This window comes from Enterobacter sp. 237C8 (assembly GCF_034106865.1).
GTDB lineage: Bacteria > Pseudomonadota > Gammaproteobacteria > Enterobacterales > Enterobacteriaceae > Enterobacter > Enterobacter asburiae_B.
Genome location: NZ_JAWNDF010000003.1, coordinates 134,979 through 151,841, shown reverse-complemented (window position 1 = coordinate 151,841; position 16,863 = coordinate 134,979). Strand labels below are relative to the sequence as shown.

The 16,863-nt window shown below is 58.9% G+C and carries 16 protein-coding genes; 6 read left to right on the top strand and 10 right to left on the bottom strand.

Annotation, left to right across the window (positions count from 1 at the left end; translation table 11 throughout):
* Positions 1-8: 8 nt before the first annotated feature.
* The 6 genes from ureE to USF70_RS12415 all read right to left on the bottom strand — a co-directional run bounded on the left by ureE (position 9) and on the right by USF70_RS12415 (position 4,803).
* A complete protein-coding gene (gene ureE / locus USF70_RS12440; protein ID WP_032640519.1) occupies positions 9-473 on the bottom strand; it encodes an urease accessory protein UreE in 465 nt (154 codons plus the stop codon).
* 9 nt (positions 474-482) lie between these two features.
* Entirely contained in the window at positions 483-2,186 is a 1,704-nt protein-coding gene (gene ureC / locus USF70_RS12435; RefSeq protein WP_210867472.1) for an urease subunit alpha, read from the bottom strand.
* Entirely contained in the window at positions 2,179-2,493 is a 315-nt protein-coding gene (locus tag USF70_RS12430) for an urease subunit beta (RefSeq protein ID WP_058841733.1), read from the bottom strand. Before USF70_RS12430 ends, ureC begins: the two co-directional genes overlap by 8 nt.
* 10 nt (positions 2,494-2,503) lie before the next feature.
* A complete protein-coding gene (locus USF70_RS12425; RefSeq protein ID WP_045330036.1) occupies positions 2,504-2,806 on the bottom strand; it encodes an urease subunit gamma in 303 nt (100 codons plus the stop codon).
* Between the two features lie 10 nt (positions 2,807-2,816).
* Positions 2,817-3,644: an urease accessory protein UreD gene (locus USF70_RS12420; protein WP_320735671.1), complete on the bottom strand. Its 828-nt coding sequence runs from the start codon at positions 3,642-3,644 to the stop codon at positions 2,817-2,819.
* Between the two features lie 145 nt (positions 3,645-3,789).
* Positions 3,790-4,803 carry an alpha/beta hydrolase gene (locus tag USF70_RS12415; protein ID WP_033146672.1) on the bottom strand — a complete coding sequence of 338 codons (1,014 nt, stop codon included), beginning with the start codon at positions 4,801-4,803 and terminating at the stop codon, positions 3,790-3,792.
* Between the two features lie 147 nt (positions 4,804-4,950).
* Between USF70_RS12415 and USF70_RS12410 the strand changes: the two genes are divergently transcribed.
* On the top strand, positions 4,951-5,373 hold the full coding sequence (locus USF70_RS12410; RefSeq protein ID WP_045356087.1) for a MarR family winged helix-turn-helix transcriptional regulator: 423 nt from the start codon (positions 4,951-4,953) through the stop codon (positions 5,371-5,373).
* 40 nt (positions 5,374-5,413) lie between these two features.
* On the opposite strand, the gene USF70_RS12405 is transcribed toward USF70_RS12410, so the two are convergent.
* Positions 5,414-6,880 (bottom strand): MFS transporter, encoded by a 1,467-nt coding sequence (locus USF70_RS12405; protein WP_320735670.1) that lies wholly within the window; start codon positions 6,878-6,880, stop codon positions 5,414-5,416.
* 85 nt (positions 6,881-6,965) lie between these two features.
* Positions 6,966-7,586 (bottom strand): glycerol-3-phosphate 1-O-acyltransferase PlsY, encoded by a 621-nt coding sequence (gene plsY, locus USF70_RS12400; RefSeq protein ID WP_023309216.1) that lies wholly within the window; start codon positions 7,584-7,586, stop codon positions 6,966-6,968.
* 107 nt (positions 7,587-7,693) lie between these two features.
* Here plsY and folB point away from each other — a divergent pair, with 107 nt between their 5' ends.
* Positions 7,694-8,062, top strand: coding sequence for a bifunctional dihydroneopterin aldolase/7,8-dihydroneopterin epimerase (gene folB / locus USF70_RS12395; RefSeq protein WP_045888206.1), 369 nt, complete (start codon positions 7,694-7,696; stop codon positions 8,060-8,062).
* Between the two features lie 105 nt (positions 8,063-8,167).
* On the top strand, positions 8,168-8,989 hold the full coding sequence (gene bacA, locus USF70_RS12390; RefSeq protein ID WP_033146670.1) for an undecaprenyl-diphosphate phosphatase: 822 nt from the start codon (positions 8,168-8,170) through the stop codon (positions 8,987-8,989).
* 10 nt (positions 8,990-8,999) lie between these two features.
* Here bacA and USF70_RS12385 read toward each other — a convergent pair whose 3' ends face one another.
* Together USF70_RS12385 and USF70_RS12380 are read right to left on the bottom strand one after the other, a co-directional pair.
* Positions 9,000-10,241: a multifunctional CCA addition/repair protein gene (locus USF70_RS12385; protein ID WP_023309213.1), complete on the bottom strand. Its 1,242-nt coding sequence runs from the start codon at positions 10,239-10,241 to the stop codon at positions 9,000-9,002.
* 60 nt (positions 10,242-10,301) lie between these two features.
* Entirely contained in the window at positions 10,302-10,922 is a 621-nt protein-coding gene (locus USF70_RS12380) for a TIGR04211 family SH3 domain-containing protein (protein WP_221702997.1), read from the bottom strand.
* Positions 10,923-11,151: 229 nt separating this feature from the next.
* Between USF70_RS12380 and USF70_RS12375 the strand changes: the two genes are divergently transcribed.
* Genes USF70_RS12375 through hldE form a run of 3 tightly spaced genes read left to right on the top strand, consistent with a single transcriptional unit; the run spans position 11,152 to position 16,801 of the window.
* A complete protein-coding gene (locus USF70_RS12375; RefSeq protein WP_246946668.1) occupies positions 11,152-12,453 on the top strand; it encodes an inorganic triphosphatase in 1,302 nt (433 codons plus the stop codon).
* Positions 12,454-12,474: 21 nt separating this feature from the next.
* Entirely contained in the window at positions 12,475-15,330 is a 2,856-nt protein-coding gene (gene glnE / locus USF70_RS12370; protein WP_047060362.1) for a bifunctional [glutamate--ammonia ligase]-adenylyl-L-tyrosine phosphorylase/[glutamate--ammonia-ligase] adenylyltransferase, read from the top strand.
* A 40-nt stretch (positions 15,331-15,370) separates the two neighbouring features.
* Complete coding sequence (gene hldE, locus USF70_RS12365; protein ID WP_033146667.1) at positions 15,371-16,801, top strand: bifunctional D-glycero-beta-D-manno-heptose-7-phosphate kinase/D-glycero-beta-D-manno-heptose 1-phosphate adenylyltransferase HldE; 1,431 nt, start codon at positions 15,371-15,373, stop codon at positions 16,799-16,801.
* The last annotated feature ends 62 nt before the right edge of the window (positions 16,802-16,863 follow it).

The following is a 16,863-nucleotide window of genomic DNA, read 5'->3' as shown; positions in this document are numbered from 1 at the left end:
ATGGATCCTTAATGTGAATGAGCGTGAGAATGGCTGTGGCTGTGGGCATCGCTGGCGTAAGCACCCGCTTCCGGTTCAAACGGCAGGCTGGCGTAGGCCACTTCCAGCCCGAACTGGCGCAGCATGTCGTCGAGAACGTGGTCGTGGTGATAGCGCAGCTCGCCGGGCATGATCTGCAGCGGCACGTGGCGGTTGCCCAGGTGATAGCAGGCGCGGGCGAGCAGGAACGGATCGGCGCAGCGCACCACGGAAACCGACTCCGGGGCGGCGATCACTTCGATGACCTCGCTGCCGTCGTCGGTCGTCAGCAGGTCGCCCCCGCGCAGCAGCAGGCCGCGTGGCAGCATCAGCCCGGCTTCGCGTCCGTCGTTCAGCGCTACGCGGGCGCGGCTTTTCACCCGCACGTCAATCGGCAGCGTGACGCTGGCGGTAATCGGATGCGCGTGGTCCAGGCGTTGGGTTAAATAGATCATCATCACTCCTCAAAACAGGAAATAGCGTTGCGCCATCGGCAGAACGTCAGCCGGTTCGCTGGTTATCAGTTCACCGTCGACGCGCACCTCATAGGTTTGCGAGTCGACGGTGATATTCGGCTGCAGGCCGTTGTGGATCATGTCCGCCTTTTTCACCGTCCGGCAGCCTTTCACCACCGCAATGGCGCTCTGCAGGTTGAGCTGCTGCGGGATGCCGTTCGCACTGGCGGCCTGCGAGATAAACGTCAGTCGGGTGGCGTGGCGCGCGGCGCCCAGCGATCCAAACATCGGACGGTAATGCACCGGCTGCGGCGTGGGGATCGAGGCGTTGATATCTCCCATTGGCGCACAGGCGATCATCCCGCCCTTGACGATGGTGGCGGGTTTGACGCCGAAGAACGCCGGAGACCAGACCACCAGATCCGCCAGCTTGCCCGCCTCAATCGAACCGACTTCATGGGCGATGCCGTGGGTGAGCGCCGGGTTAATGGTGTATTTGGCGACGTAGCGCTTTACGCGGAAGTTGTCGTTATCGCCGGTCTCTTCCGGCAGGGCGCCGCGCTGGACCTTCATGCGGTGCGCCACCTGCCAGGTGCGGATAATCACTTCCCCGACGCGGCCCATGGCCTGAGAATCAGACGACGTGAGCGAGAACGCGCCGATATCGTGCAGCACGTCTTCCGCAGCGATGGTTTCACGACGAATGCGGGATTCGGCAAACGCCACGTCCTCGGCGATATCCGGATCGAGGTGATGGCAAACCATCAGCATGTCGAGATGCTCGTCGATGGTGTTCACCGTGTAGGGCAAGGTCGGGTTGGTGGAAGAGGGCAGAATATTCGGATGCGCGCAGGCGGTGATGATATCCGGCGCGTGGCCGCCGCCCGCGCCTTCGGTGTGGAAGGTGTGGATGGTGCGCCCGGCGATGGCCGCCAGCGTGTCTTCGACAAACCCGGACTCGTTCAGCGTGTCGCTGTGCAGCGCCACCTGAATATCCATCTCGTCTGCCACCTCCAGCGAGCAGTTGATTGCGGCAGGCGTCGCGCCCCAGTCTTCGTGGATCTTCAGCCCGATGGCGCCCGCGGCAATCTGCTCGCGCAGGGCGTCCGGGCTGGAGCCGTTACCCTTGCCGAGCAGGCCAATATTCACCGGCAGCGTATCGGCAGCCTGCAGCATGCGGGCGATATACCATGGCCCCGGCGTGCAGGTGGTGGCGTTGGTGCCCGCCGCCGGTCCGGTGCCGCCGCCGATCATGGTGGTGACGCCGGAAACCAGCGCCTCTTCCGCCTGCTGCGGGCAGATCCAGTGGATGTGGGTGTCGATCCCGCCGGCGGTGACGATCTTCCCTTCAGCGGCAATCACTTCCGTTGCCGCGCCAATCGGGATCGTCACGCCGGGCTGAATGTCCGGGTTCCCGGCTTTGCCGACGGCGAAGATCCGTCCGTCCTTGACGCCGATATCGGCTTTTACGATCCCCCAGTGATCGACGATCAGCGCGTTGGTGAGAACCAGATCCACGCAGCCCTCAGCGGTCATCTGCCCCTGGCCCATGCCGTCGCGGATCACCTTTCCGCCGCCAAATTTGACCTCTTCGCCGTAGACCGTGAGATCGTCTTCCACTTCGATCCACAGCTCGCTGTCGGCAAGCCGCACTTTATCTCCGGTGGTGGGGCCGAACATATCGGCATACGCCCGGCGCGAAATCTCAGCCATGTTTCACCTCGCCCATCACCTCGCCGCGAAAGCCGAAAATGCGCTGCGCCCCCGTGACCTGAACCAGCGTCACTTCCCGCTTCTGGCCGGGCTCGAAGCGTACGGCGGTGCCCGCCGGGATGTTCAGTCGGTAGCCTTTGGTGGCTTCCCGATCGAACTTCAGCGCCGGGTTGACCTCGTAAAAGTGGTAGTGCGATCCGACCTGAATCGGCCTGTCGCCGTGATTTTCGACAACCACGCTTTGGGTTTCACGCCCGACGTTGAGGGCAATCGTTCCGGGCTGGATCTGGTATTCACCTGGGATCATCACGCGCTCCTTAGGCGATCGGGTTGTGGACGGTGACGAGTTTCGATCCGTCCGGGAAGGTGGCTTCGACCTGAATATCCGGGATCATCTCCGGGACACCCTCCATTACCTGGTCGCGCCTCAGGACGTGGCGGCCCGCCTCCATCAGCGAGGCGACGGTTTCGCCATCGCGCGCGCCCTCCATAATGAAGGCGCTGATCAGCGCGACCGATTCCGGGTAATTGAGCTTTACCCCGCGCGCAAGGCGGCGTTCGGCAACCAGCGCGGCGGTGAACAGCAACAGCTTGTCTTTTTCTCTGGGGGTCAGTTCCATAATGTTTCTCTTATGTCTGCCAGATACGCGGCGAACAGGCGGTTTTGGTGGTGAGAAGCGGGCGAAGCGACTGCCAGATGTCGCGCATCACCCGCTGGCAAATCAGGTTGTCGTCGGAGAGAAAGCGCACCGACAGCAGATCGTCAACGAGCGTTGCACCTGCATAATTTTCCAGCGGGGCGAGCCGTTCGCGCACCGCGTCGAGATGTTCTTCTTTGGCCGGATAGAACAGCAGCGTGCCGAGCCACGGACGTCCGGCGACGGGCGTGAGATCGCCGTCGCTAAGATGCTGACGCTCGATCAGGCGCGGTTCGTCTTCAACCCAGATTTCAAGGCGGCTTTCCAGCGTGCCGTGGCTAAAGGTCTCACCGATCACCGGACGCCCCAGGCAGTACAGCTCCCACGCCAGCAGCGTGCTGGAGGCCTTCAGGTGGAAGACGGAGCGCAGCGCGGCATTCGCGCCGGGGAAGATAATGGTGTCCTGCGGCAGCCACTCCAGGGTGGAATCTTCCTCGAGGTAAAAATGCTGGCTCAGACGAGCCTGCGGGCCGCTGCTGCGATAGAACTTGCTCGCCCCGGGCATGGTGATGAGCGCGTGGCTTTTGGCGTCCAGCCGAACGGAAATGTCCAGCATATCGCCGCCCACGATCCCGCCGGGTGGGTGCAGAAGGTAAAGGTGGCAGGTTTCCCCTTCGGGGTAAAACGGACGTTGAACGGTGAGCGGCCCGACGTGGTGGGCGGAGTGCAGGAGGGTTTTCTCAGGGGTGTGACAAAACTGCAGGGCAAGCGACGCCTGCCAGCCTTTATACGTATTATCAGTGACCTGAGCTGCTAACATGCTGCATCCATTTCCACACCATCGGGATACGTTTCAGTATGCCCTGGCGGAAATGAAGCCTGTCATACGAGTCGCTTATGGATGGGCGGGCAGGAGAAATAAAAAAGCACGGCCTGGGCCGTGCTCTGTATAAGCAATGACGATCCTACTTCAGGTGTTCATGCAACGCTGCACCTGCCTGCTCAAGGGCAACTTTCACCGTTGGCTCCTGGCTCAGCGGGTTAAGCAGGCCGTAGTCGTGGATCATACCGTTATAGCGCGTGACGGTCACCGGGACGCCAGCCGCATCCAGTTTACGCCCGAATGCTTCACCTTCATCCCGCAGAACGTCCAGCTCAGCTGTCTGGATCAGCGTTTCGGGGAAGCCTTTCAACTGCGCGGTGCTGGCGCGAAGCGGAGAGGCAAGAATATTGTTGCGATCGGCAGCGCTGGTGGTGTAGTTATCCCAGAACCATTTCATCATGTTTTTCGACAGGAAATAGCCATTTTCGAACTGGTTATACGAGGCAGTATCAAAGTTCGCATCGGTAACCGGCCAGAGCATGACGTTGTAGCGAATCTTTGGCCCATTGAACTGTTTGGCCTGCAGCGCCACCGAAGCTACCATGTTGCCGCCGACGCTGTTACCCACCAGACCCAGACGGCTACCGTCCACGCCAATTTCCTGACCGTGCCCGGCGACCCATTTTGTCGCTTCATAGGCCTGATTAATTGCTACCGGGAAATGGGCCTCAGGTGACGGAGTGTAATCGACGTAAACCGCAGCGGCACCCGAAGCGCGAACGAGGTCGCGGATTAAGCGTTCGTGGGTAGGGAAGTCACCCAGCACCCAACCGCCGCCGTGAAAGAACATAAAAGCGGGGAGCGTGCCGCTGGCGTTTTCAGGTTTCACTATTTTCAGTTTTATCGCCTGGCCATTTACCTGGATCGTTTTTTCAGAGACCTGAGCGGGCGGCAGTTTTGCGCCTTGCTGTGCGCCAATCAGTACCTGGCGGGCCTCCTGCGGGGTCATCTGTTCCATTGGCTTACCCTTGCCGGAATTCAAAACATTAAGAAATGCCTGTACGCCTGCGGTCGGGGTTGGGGTATTGGTGGTTTGAGCGGATGCCGCGGCTGACGCGAAGACGGAAGAAACCAGGATGGCGGTTAGTGTTTTCATGGTAGTGCCTCTTTAAGCGTATTTGATTGGATGAGATAACTAAATAGCGCGCTACTTAGTTGTTGGTATAATACTTGCGTGCAAGATATTTTTAGTCAAACATTATTTATAATTTTTTCAGGAAACCGATTCGGAGTTGATAGAAAAATGAAAGAAAACAAAACGCTAGACGACTTACTTTGCTTCTCGCTGTACTCGGTCACCAACGCGTTCGTTCGCCAGTATCGCCCTTTACTGCAAGAGATGGATTTGACCTATCCGCAATTCGTTGTTTTGATGGCGCTTTATGAGAAAGACAACATCCCACTTCGCGATCTCAGCGATAAGACGTTTTTTGATTCGGGCACATTGACCCCGCTTGTACAAAAGCTTGAGGCAAAAGGATTTCTCAACCGTATCGCGGTTGTAGGTGATGAAAGGATGAAAAATGTCGTACTGACCGATAAGGCCAAAGACCTGAAGAAACGGGTGATGGCTTTGCCGGACCAGATTCGCTGCAGCATGCGGATGAATGACGATGAGCTTGAGACGCTAAAAAAACTCTCCCGAACGCTGCTTGACGATTTATAAGAAACCTTCGGCGGGGTGAACCCACCGAAGTGATGTGTCGTTACCGGTAGTCCTCCGCATCCACATCATACCCGGACGGCTCCCAGCGGATCGCCAGCAGCGACGCCAGGCCGATAAACGGCGCCAGCGCAATCACCCAGAACACGGCGGTATCCAGCGACGCCACCAGCAGCGGGAACAGAAACAGCGACAGCGTCGAGCTGCTGCGCATCAGCGTCTGGTTGAGGCCCACGCCCACGCCGCGCAGCGAGGTCGGGTAGCTCAGGGAGGCGAACGTCATGGTATGCGCGCCCGGGCCGAAGCCCTGACCGAACAGGAAAAGCGCCAGCATCGCCACCGCAAGCACGCCTTCAGAGACACCTTCCGGTCGGCCAATCAGCGCCAGGCCAAGCAATGCGACAAGCTGGCAGGTATAACCCGCAAGCGACATCCGCCAGGCGCCGAAGCGCGGCACGTAGCGTACCGCCAGCAGTCCGCCGACGAAGGCAAACAGCAGGTTAAGCGCCAGAGAAATGAGAATGGTGGTGAGCATCGACTGGACAAAGAAGCTGGAGATGATCACCGGCAGACCAAACGCCACGGCGTTATAGGCAAACGACGAGACGACGGACAGCAGAGTGGCGAGCGTCGTGCGGCGCAAGTAGATGCCGCGGAACAGGTTCAGATAATTTGACCATTTCGCTTTATTCACGACAGGTGCGGGCTGGCCGAGCGCGTCCTGCGGCACGTGGGCATTGATGTTATACGACTGGCGTAAAATCGACGCCGCCTCTTTCAGGTTGCCCTGATTCGCCGCCCAGACCGGAGATTCGCTCATATAGCGGCTGCGGATGGCGATAATCACCAGCGCGGGCACCGCGCCAAAGCCGAGAATCAAACGCCACAGCCAGTCGCTGTGGCTCTCCGGCAGCACGGCGTAGAAGAAAAGCACCAGCAGGTAGGAGATGCTGATGGCGGCATACCAGGTGGGGCACCACATCGCGACGCTGGAGGCCTTATTTCCGGGCCCTTTCAGCCTGGCGAACTCGCTTAAAAACGCCATCGCCACGGGAAGGTCGATCCCGACCCCCAGCCCCATCACAAAGCGGGCGCCCGCGAGCACATATTCGTTCGGGGCCAGCGCACAGGCGATCGCTGCCACCACGAAGAACACCATATCAGCCATAAAAACGCGGTAGCGCCCGATTTTATCCGTGAGGTAACCGCCGAGCAGCGCCCCGACAATGGCGCCAAAGGTAATGGCCGAGGCCACCATGCCGGTACCGGCGGGCGTCAGGTTAAATTCGCGGGTGATGTCTTTAATGCCGAACGCCAGCGCGCCCAGATCGTAGGCATCGAGAAAAATGCCGCCCAAAGCGATTCCGACCACGATACGGGCGTTTGTCCGGCCCTGAGAACCGTCATTAACGAGGCGTGATACATCCGACGCGCTGCGCACCCACTGGATGTCGCCATCCGGGGTGCTTCCTGCCGTTGAAAGGGGAGTTGGTTCTGTGATTTCTGCCATTTTTCTTTTTGTGTGGTTGTGTTGTGTCTCTAACAGTTACCACAGGCAGAAGGTGACCAAAATCACATTTGGCTATAAGGCATAACTAACCCTTCGGAGCGTCTTTTTTCTTTCTCTTGAGCTTCGTCCATATTTTGGTCTCCTGACGACGCCACAGGCGCTGGATATTGTCGTGATGACGCAGCAGGATAAGACAGGAGAGCATCGACACCGGGAAGGTGAACTGGGGTTTGAACCACCAGACGTAGAACGGAGCGATCAGCGCGCTGACGATGGCGCCCAGCGACGAGTAGCCGCTAAGAAGAATGGTCAGAAGCCAGGTCCCGGCCATGACGCCGGTGAGATCCCAGCCGATAGGTGCAATCGCACCGAAGGCCGTCGCAACGCCTTTGCCGCCTTTAAAACCGAAGAATACGGGCCAGATGTGGCCAACGCAGGCAGCAATAGCAATGAGCCCCAGCCAGAACGGCGTAACGCCCAGCGCATAGGCGCCCCAGACGGGCAGCATCCCTTTCAGAACATCAAAAATCAAAACCGCTACGGCTGCTCCCTTGCCGCCAATTCGTAGTACGTTGGTCGCCCCCGGATTCCCGGAACCATTTTCACGCGGGTCAGGTAACCCGGCAATGCGGCAGACCAGAATGGCGCTGGAGATTGAGCCGCAAAGATAGGCGAGGAGGATCATTCCAGGCGCGATTGCACTCATAACGCTGTTCCGTTTTGAAAATGTATCTGTATTCTCAGCATCTGTGGATAATACGCATAATTCGCCGGAAGTGGTATCCGGTTTAGCCAAAAAGCAGGCAGGTCGTGATGGATATTGTATTTATAGAGCAACTTTCGGTAATCACCACAATTGGTGTTTACGACTGGGAACAGACCATCGAGCAGAAGCTGGTGTTCGATATCGAAATGGGATGGGATAACCGCAAATCGGCAAAAAGCGATGACGTGAACGACTGTCTGAGCTATGCCGATATCAGTGAAGCGGTCATCGCCCACGTTGAAGGGCAACGTTTTGCGCTGGTCGAACGGGTGGCGGAAGAAGTTGCAGAATTGCTGCTGAAAAAATTCAACTCACCGTGGGTGCGCATCAAGCTGAGCAAGCCGGGAGCGGTGGCGCGCGCCGCCAACGTTGGCGTCATTATTGAGCGTGGCACAAATCTGAAAGGCAAGAATTAACGTCATAATTGCTAAACCATTTTAGGTTATACCGGTCTTAAAGCTGTATCTTTCACGGTAGCCGTTGGGGCGACCGTTTTTTTATATCTTTTTAGGGGTTTATAGATGAGCGATATGCACTCGCTGCTGGTGGCGGCAATACTGGGTGTGGTCGAAGGATTGACGGAGTTTTTGCCGGTCTCCAGTACGGGCCATATGATTATCGTTGGCCATCTGCTGGGCTTTGAAGGCGATACCGCAAAAACGTTTGAAGTGGTGATCCAGCTGGGGTCTATTCTGGCGGTGGTCGTAATGTTCTGGCGTCGCCTGTTTGGCCTGATCGGCATCCATTTTGGCCGTCCGCCTCAGCACGAGGGGGCCAGTAAAGGTCGTCTGTCACTGATCCATATTCTGCTTGGGATGATCCCTGCGGTGGTGCTGGGCCTGGTGTTCCACGACGCCATCAAATCGCTGTTTAACCCGATTAACGTAATGTACGCGCTGGTGGTGGGGGGCTTCCTGCTGATCGCCGCGGAAGTGCTGAAGCCAAAAACGCCGCGGGCGGAAGGTCTGGACGATATGACGTATCGTCAGGCGTTTATCATTGGCTGCTTCCAGTGTCTGGCGCTGTGGCCGGGCTTCTCGCGTTCAGGCGCAACCATCTCCGGCGGGATGCTGATGGGCGTAAGCCGTTACGCCGCGTCAGAGTTCTCGTTCCTGCTGGCGGTGCCGATGATGATGGGCGCCACCGTACTCGACGTCTATAAGAGCTATCACTTCCTGACGGCTGGCGACATTCCGATGTTCGCCGTCGGCTTCATCACCGCGTTTATCGTGGCGCTGATTGCCATTAAAACCTTCCTGCAGCTGATTAAGCGTATCTCGTTTATTCCGTTCGCGATCTATCGCTTTATCGTGGCGGCTGCGGTGTACGTGGTCTTCTTCTGACCGATGGCCCTCAGTCTTTCGGCTGAGGGCAATGCTTTTCCTTCCAGTCCGACACCGCCTGAATTCGCCGTTTCGTGAGCTCTTCGCGAATTTCCGGCCCTTTGAATCCCGCTTCGACAACGTCCTTCGTGGGCACCGCTTTCGCTACATCCCAGGCTTTGCGCAGTAAACGTCCCTGCGGGTAATCGCACGCTTCAAACCCGGTACGACCGCGCACGTCAGCTTCGCTGGTGAGCGCGATTTGCTCGACGCGCTGGGGTTTGCGCCAGGCGTCGATGTTATCGAAAAGCTTAACGATGGTGGCCGGTTTCAGAATAGGGAAGGTGTGGATCAGATCGTGGAACTCGGCCACCAGTTTCGCCAGATCGCGGATCTCGTTCGGCACGCGCAGACGCTGGCACAGCCCCTCGACCAGCTTCACCCCCGCCGGGCCGTGCCCGTGGTGGCGAGGCCAGAATTCTTTTGGCGTTAAGCCTTTGCCGAGATCGTGGCACAGGGTGGAAAAGCGCACGTCCACGTCAGGGCTGAGCATGGCGGCCATGCTCAGGGTCATCAGCGTGTGCACGCCGGTATCAATTTCCGGGTGCCATTTTGCCGGGGCAGGTACGCCAAACAGCGCGTCTATTTCCGGGAACAGCACCTTCAGCGCGCCGCAGTCGCGCAGGACCTGGAAAAAGACCTGCGGGTTGCGCGTGGTGAGGGCATTTTCCGTCTCTTTCCAGACGCGCTCTGGCGTCAGGTGTTCAAGCTCGCCCGCCTCTGTCATGGCGGTCATCAGCGCCATTGTCTCATCGGCAATACGGAAACTGAGATGGGCGTAACGCGCGGCAAAGCGCGCCACGCGCAGCACGCGGAGCGGATCTTCAGAAAACGCCGGGGAGACGTGACGTAAAAGACGGTTGCGCAGATCGTCCTGACCGCCATAGGCGTCAACTATCTGCCCGTCCTCGTCCTGCGCCAGCGCGTTGATGGTGAGATCGCGGCGCAGAAGATCTTGCTCCAGCGTCACGTCCGGCGCGGCATAGCAGGTGAAGCCCGTATAGCCCGAGCCCGATTTCCGCTCGGTACGCGCCAGGGCATACTCTTCACGGCTTTTCGGGTGCAGGAACACGGGAAAATCGCGGCCTACCTGCTGGTAGCCCGCGTCGAGCATCTCTTCAGGGGTAGCGCCAACCACCACCCAGTCTTTATCTTTGACCGGCAGACCTAACAACGCATCACGTACCGCACCACCGACCAGATAACTCTTCACGCCCAACTCTCCCGTTTTCTCTTTTCCAGAATGATACGTAAGTCTGGCAGAGAAGACGAATTAGTTCATCCAGCGGTCTTTACGCTTGCGGCTTGGGATCAGATGCGGCAGCACCAGACCCAGCACCAGACCCACGCCCAGCACGCCGCCGCCATACATAAACCACTGCATGATGATGGTGCGCTGTTTGTCGTCGAGCTGCAGATTAGCGGCATTCACTTTCTTCTGCGCGACAATCAGCTCGTTTTTCAGTTTCTGGTTCTCTTCTTTCAGGCCGTTAATCACACCGTCGCTTTGCGCCACTTTCTGCTGCATTTCAGCGGTGCGCTGGTTCCAGGTGCCGTCGATGTTGTTCAGCTTATCGGTCAGAGTCTTCACCTGGTTTTCCAGATCGGGAACGCGCGTGCGCAGGCTTGGCACGGTGCTCAGCTCTTTCAGCGGGATCCAGGACGTACGGCCGGTACTGTCGCGAACCTGACCGTAATTGGTGTCCGCGTTGGTCTGTAACAGGGTAACTTCCTCGCCGGCATTCACCGTGCCCACGAGGCGATAATTATCTCCAGGGCCACTGCGTACCCAGGTGTTCAGTTCGTCAGAAACGTAACGCTTCTCTTCAGCGTGCACTGCGTTTGCGGCGCTAAAAGCGAGTAAAGTAAGTCCAATCAGGCGTAATTTAAGCATCATTAGTCGTTATTTTCATAAATAGTGGAACGATAGTAGTGGCAACAGTGTCTCTACGCAAAGCATTCGTCAGCAATCAGAATCATCTGTGTCACGACTCTATACATTTACGCCCGACAAATTGCTCATTGCATGGCAATTTGGCGCAAAATACTATGTACTGACAAACAAATGGCGAGGAAGTTCGCCCTCATTGACGCGTCTGTGACGCACGCAAAAGTACAAGGCTATGGCACAAGAAATCGAATTAAAGTTTATCGTCGAAAAAGACAGCGTTGACGCACTCCGCCAGCATCTGCATACGCTTTCCGGCGAACACCATGCACCGGTACAACTGCTTAATATCTATTACGAAACGCCAGACAACTGGCTGCGTCGCCACGATATGGGGCTGCGCATCCGCGGCGCGAGCGGGCGCTACGAGATGACGATGAAAATTGCCGGCCGCGTGGTCGGCGGTTTACATCAGCGCCCGGAATACAATATCGACATCAGCAAGCCAGAACTTGAGCTGGAACGTTTCCCGACGGAAGTCTGGCCGGATGGCGAGCTGCCTTCCACGCTGGCGGAACAGGTACAGCCGCTGTTCAGCACCGATTTCTGGCGCGAGAAATGGCTGGTGACAGAAGGCAAAAGCCGCATCGAAATCGGCCTCGATCTGGGCGACGTGAAGGCGGGTGAGTGCCAGGAACCGATTTGCGAACTCGAGCTTGAGCTGCTGGAAGGGGACGCGAATGACGTGCTGAAGCTGGCGCGCAGGCTGGTGAACCAGTCCGGACTGCGTCAGGGAAGCCTGAGTAAAGCCGCGCGGGGTTACCATCTGGCCGCCGGAAATGCGCCGCGCGTGCTGAAAGAGACGACCATCCTGCACGTTGCGCCGAAGGCCAGCGTTGAACAGGGCCTGGAAGCCGCGCTGGAGCTGGCGCTTTCTCAGTGGCAGTACCATGAAGAGCTGTGGGTGCGAAATGTGAAAAACGCGAAATCCCACGTGCTGGCGGCGATTGCCCTGGTGCGCCATACCCTGACGCTGTTCGGCGGTATTGTTCCTCGCAAAGCGAGCGCTCACTTACGTGATCTGCTGACGCAAACCGAAACGCTGATGCTCTCCGACGTATCGGCGCAAACGGCGATCTACAGCCCGCAAGCCGCTTCGGCAAAACTGGCGCTGACCGAGTTTCTGGTGACGCGCGGCTGGCGCGCCTTCCTGGATGCGAAAGCGGAGACCAAAATCGCGGAAAACTTTAAGCGTTTCGCGGATATTCATCTTTCCCGTCATGCCGCCGAGCTGAAGAGCACCTTTGCGTATCCGCTCGGGGACCAGTATGGCGATCAGCTTCCCCGTCTGTCGCGCAACATCGACAGCATGCTGCTGCTTTCCGGCGCTTATGACGGCGTTAAAACCCAGGCCTGGCTGGAAAACTGGCAGGGGCTGAAGCATGCCATTGAAACCCGCCAGCATATTGAGATTGAGCATTTCCGTAACGAGGCCATTTCGCAGGAGCCGTTCTGGCTGCACAGCGGAAAACGTTAACTCTGGCAAGGAACCCCTATAATGCCGCTTTCTTCACCGTTACAGCAGCAGTGGCAGACCGTTTGCGAACGTCTGCCTGAGTCATTACCGGCGTCATCGTTAAGCGAGCAGGCGAAGAGCGTGCTCGCCTTCAGTGATTTTGTGCAGGAAAGCATCACCGCCAACCCGGACTGGCTGGCAGAGCTTGAGAACGCGCCGCCGCAGGCGGACGAGTGGCGGCATTACGCCGGCTGGCTGCAAACCGCACTCGAAGACGTTGCGGATGAAGCCACGCTGATGCGCGTCCTGCGCCAGTTCCGCCGTCGGGTGATGGTGCGCATTGCCTGGGCTCAGGCGCTGGAGCTGGTGAGCGAAGAGAGCACGCTGCAGCAGCTAAGCGAGCTGGCGCAAACGCTGATTGTCGCCGCGCGCGACTGGCTCTACGCCGCCTGCTGTAAAGAGTGGGGCACGCCGTGCAGCGAGGAAGGGGTTCCTCAGCCGCTGTTGATTCTGGGGATGGGCAAGCTGGGCGGCTGCGAGCTGAACTTCTCCTCCGACATCGACCTGATTTTTGCCTGGCCCGAGAACGGCTCCACGCGCGGCGGTCGTCGCGAGCTGGACAACGCCCAGTTCTTTACCCGTCTCGGTCAGCGTCTGATTAAGGCGCTGGATCAGCCGACGCAGGACGGTTTTGTTTACCGCGTGGACATGCGCCTGCGCCCGTTTGGCGACAGCGGACCGCTGGTGCTGAGCTTTGCCGCGCTGGAGGATTACTACCAGGAGCAGGGGCGCGACTGGGAGCGCTATGCGATGGTTAAAGCGCGGATCATGGGCGACAGCGACGACGCTTACGCCAACGAGCTGCGCGCCATGCTGCGCCCGTTCGTGTTCCGTCGCTATATTGACTTCAGCGTGATCCAGTCCCTGCGTAATATGAAAGGGATGATCGCCCGTGAGGTGCGCCGTCGCGGGCTGAAAGACAACATCAAGCTCGGCGCGGGCGGCATCCGCGAAATCGAATTTATCGTTCAGGTCTTCCAGCTTATTCGCGGTGGCCGTGAGCCGTCCCTGCAGTCCCGCTCGCTGTTACCGACGCTGAGCGCCATCGAGCAGCTGCACCTGCTGCCGGACGGCGACGCGCAAACCCTGCGCGAGGCCTATCTTTTCCTGCGCCGTCTGGAAAACCTGCTGCAAAGCATCAACGACGAACAGACCCAGACCCTGCCGGGCGATGACCTTAACCGGGCGCGCCTGGCCTGGGGCATGCGTGTGGACGACTGGGCGGCGTTAACCGAACGGCTGGATGCCCATATGGCAGGCGTGCGCCGCATCTTTAACGAGCTGATCGGTGATGACGAAAGTGAATCACCGGACGATGCCCTTTCCGAGCACTGGCGCGAGCTGTGGCAGGATGCGCTCCAGGAAGATGACACTACGCCGGTGCTGACGCACTTAACCGACGACGCGCGCCATCGCGTGGTGGCGCTGATCGCTGATTTTCGTCTTGAGCTGAACAAACGCGCCATCGGCCCGCGAGGTCGTCAGGTGCTGGATCACCTGATGCCGCACCTGCTGAGCGAGGTCTGCTCGCGGGCGGACGCGCCGGTGCCGCTGTCGCGCATGATGCCGCTGCTGAGCGGGATCATCACGCGTACCACCTATCTGGAACTCCTGAGCGAGTTTCCGGGGGCGCTGAAGCACCTGATTACGCTCTGCGCCGCGTCGCCGATGGTGGCCAACAAGCTCGCGCGTTACCCGCTGCTGCTGGATGAGCTGCTCGACCCAAACACGCTGTATCAGCCAACTGCGACGGATGCCTACCGGGACGAGCTGCGTCAGTATCTGCTGCGCGTGCCGGAAGAGGACGAAGAGCAACAGCTGGAGGCGCTGCGCCAGTTTAAGCAGGCGCAGATGCTGCGCGTGGCGGCGGCTGACATCGCCGGAACGCTGCCGGTGATGAAAGTGAGCGATCACTTAACCTGGCTGGCAGAGGCGATCATCGACGCGGTGGTCCATCAGGCGTGGGTGCAGATGGTGGCGCGCTACGGCCAGCCGAAACATCTGGCCGAACGTGAAGGACGCGGCTTTGCGGTCGTGGGGTACGGCAAGCTTGGCGGCTGGGAGCTGGGCTATAGCTCCGATCTGGATTTAATCTTCCTGCACGACTGTCCGGTTGACGTAATGACCGACGGCGAGCGTGAAATTGACGGGCGCCAGTTCTACCTTCGCCTGGCGCAGCGCATTATGCATCTTTTCAGCACCCGCACCTCGTCGGGCATTCTGTATGAAGTGGATGCCCGTCTGCGTCCGTCCGGCGCGGCGGGCATGCTGGTGACCTCGACGGAGTCCTTCGCCGATTACCAGAAGAATGAAGCCTGGACGTGGGAGCATCAGGCGCTGGTGCGCGCTCGCGTGGTGTATGGCGATCCGCAGCTCAAAACGCAGTTTGACGTCATCCGTAAGGAGGTTATGACCACCGTGCGTGATGGCAGCACGCTGCAAACGGAAGTGCGCGAAATGCGCGAGAAAATGCGCGCGCATCTCGGCAATAAACACCGCGATCGCTTTGATATTAAAGCCGACGAGGGCGGGATTACCGATATTGAGTTCATTACCCAGTATCTGGTGCTGCTGCACGCCCACGACAAGCCGAAGCTGACGCGCTGGTCCGATAACGTGCGCATTCTGGAGCTGCTGGCGCAAAATGACATCATGGACGAGCAGGAGGCGCAGGCCTTAACCCGCGCCTACACGACGCTTCGCGATGAGCTTCATCACCTGGCGCTGCAGGAGCAGCCGGGGCACGTGGCGCTGGACTGTTTTGCTCATGAACGTGCTCAGGTAACGGCCAGCTGGCAGAAGTGGCTGGTGGAACCGTGCGTAACAAATCAAGTGTGATATTATCGCGCGCAAATTGTGAATCTTTCTGGAGTCAGGAATGAAAGTAACACTGCCAGAGTTTGAACGTGCTGGGGTAATGGTTGTTGGGGATGTGATGCTGGATCGCTACTGGTATGGGCCTACCAGCCGCATCTCTCCGGAAGCACCGGTACCGGTGGTTAAGGTCGACACCATTGAAGAGCGTCCCGGCGGCGCGGCAAACGTGGCGATGAACATTGCCTCTCTGGGCGCGCAGTCGCGTCTGGTGGGCCTGACCGGCATCGACGATGCGGCGCGCGCGCTGAGCAAGTCGCTGGCGGACGTGAACGTGAAGTGCGACTTCGTTTCTGTTCCGACCCACCCAACGATTACGAAACTGCGCGTGCTGTCGCGCAACCAGCAGCTGATCCGCCTCGACTTTGAAGAAGGGTTCGAAGGCGTTGATCCTGAGCCGCTGCACGAGCGTATCAACCAGGCGCTGGGCAATATTGGCGCGCTGGTGCTGTCCGACTACGCCAAAGGCGCGCTGGCGAGCGTGCAAACGATGATTCAGCTGGCGCGTAAAGCCAGCGTGCCGGTGCTGATCGACCCGAAAGGGACCGATTTTGAGCGCTATCGCGGCGCGACGCTGCTGACGCCAAACCTCTCCGAGTTTGAAGCGGTGGCGGGCAAATGCAAAACCGAGGACGAACTGGTTGAGCGCGGCATGAAGATCATTGCCGATTTCGAGCTGTCCGCGCTGCTGGTGACCCGCTCCGAGCAGGGGATGACGCTGCTGCAGCCGGGCAAAGCGCCGCTGCATATGCCAACCCAGGCGCAGGAAGTGTACGACGTGACCGGTGCCGGTGATACGGTGATCGGCGTGCTGGCGGCGACGCTGGCAGCAGGAAACTCGCTGGAAGAGGCGTGCTACTTCGCTAACGCCGCGGCGGGCGTGGTCGTCGGTAAACTTGGTACCTCAACCGTTTCGCCAATCGAGCTGGAAAACGCGGTGCGCGGTCGTGCGGATACCGGTTTTGGCGTCATGACCGAAGACGAGCTGAAGGTGGCCGTTGCCGCCGCGCGCAAGCGTGGTGAAAAAGTGGTGATGACCAACGGCGTGTTCGACATTCTGCACGCGGGCCACGTTTCGTATCTGGCGAACGCGCGCAAGCTGGGCGATCGCCTGATTGTGGCGGTTAACAGCGATGCATCGACGAAACGCCTGAAGGGTGAAACGCGTCCGGTGAACCCGCTCGAGCAGCGCATGATTGTGCTCGGCGCGCTGGAAGCGGTGGACTGGGTGGTGTCGTTTGAAGAAGATACCCCGCAGCGCCTGATTGCCGGCATTCTGCCGGACCTGCTGGTAAAAGGTGGGGATTACAAGCCGGAGCAAATCGCGGGTAGCGAAGAGGTCTGGGCCAACGGCGGCGAGGTGATGGTGCTCAACTTTGAGGACGGGTGCTCAACCACCAACATCATCAAGAAGATCCAGAAAGACAGTCAGTAAAAAACGGGCCAGCTGGCCCGTTTTTATCTCCCTCTCCCTGTGGGAGAGGGCTGGGGTGAGGG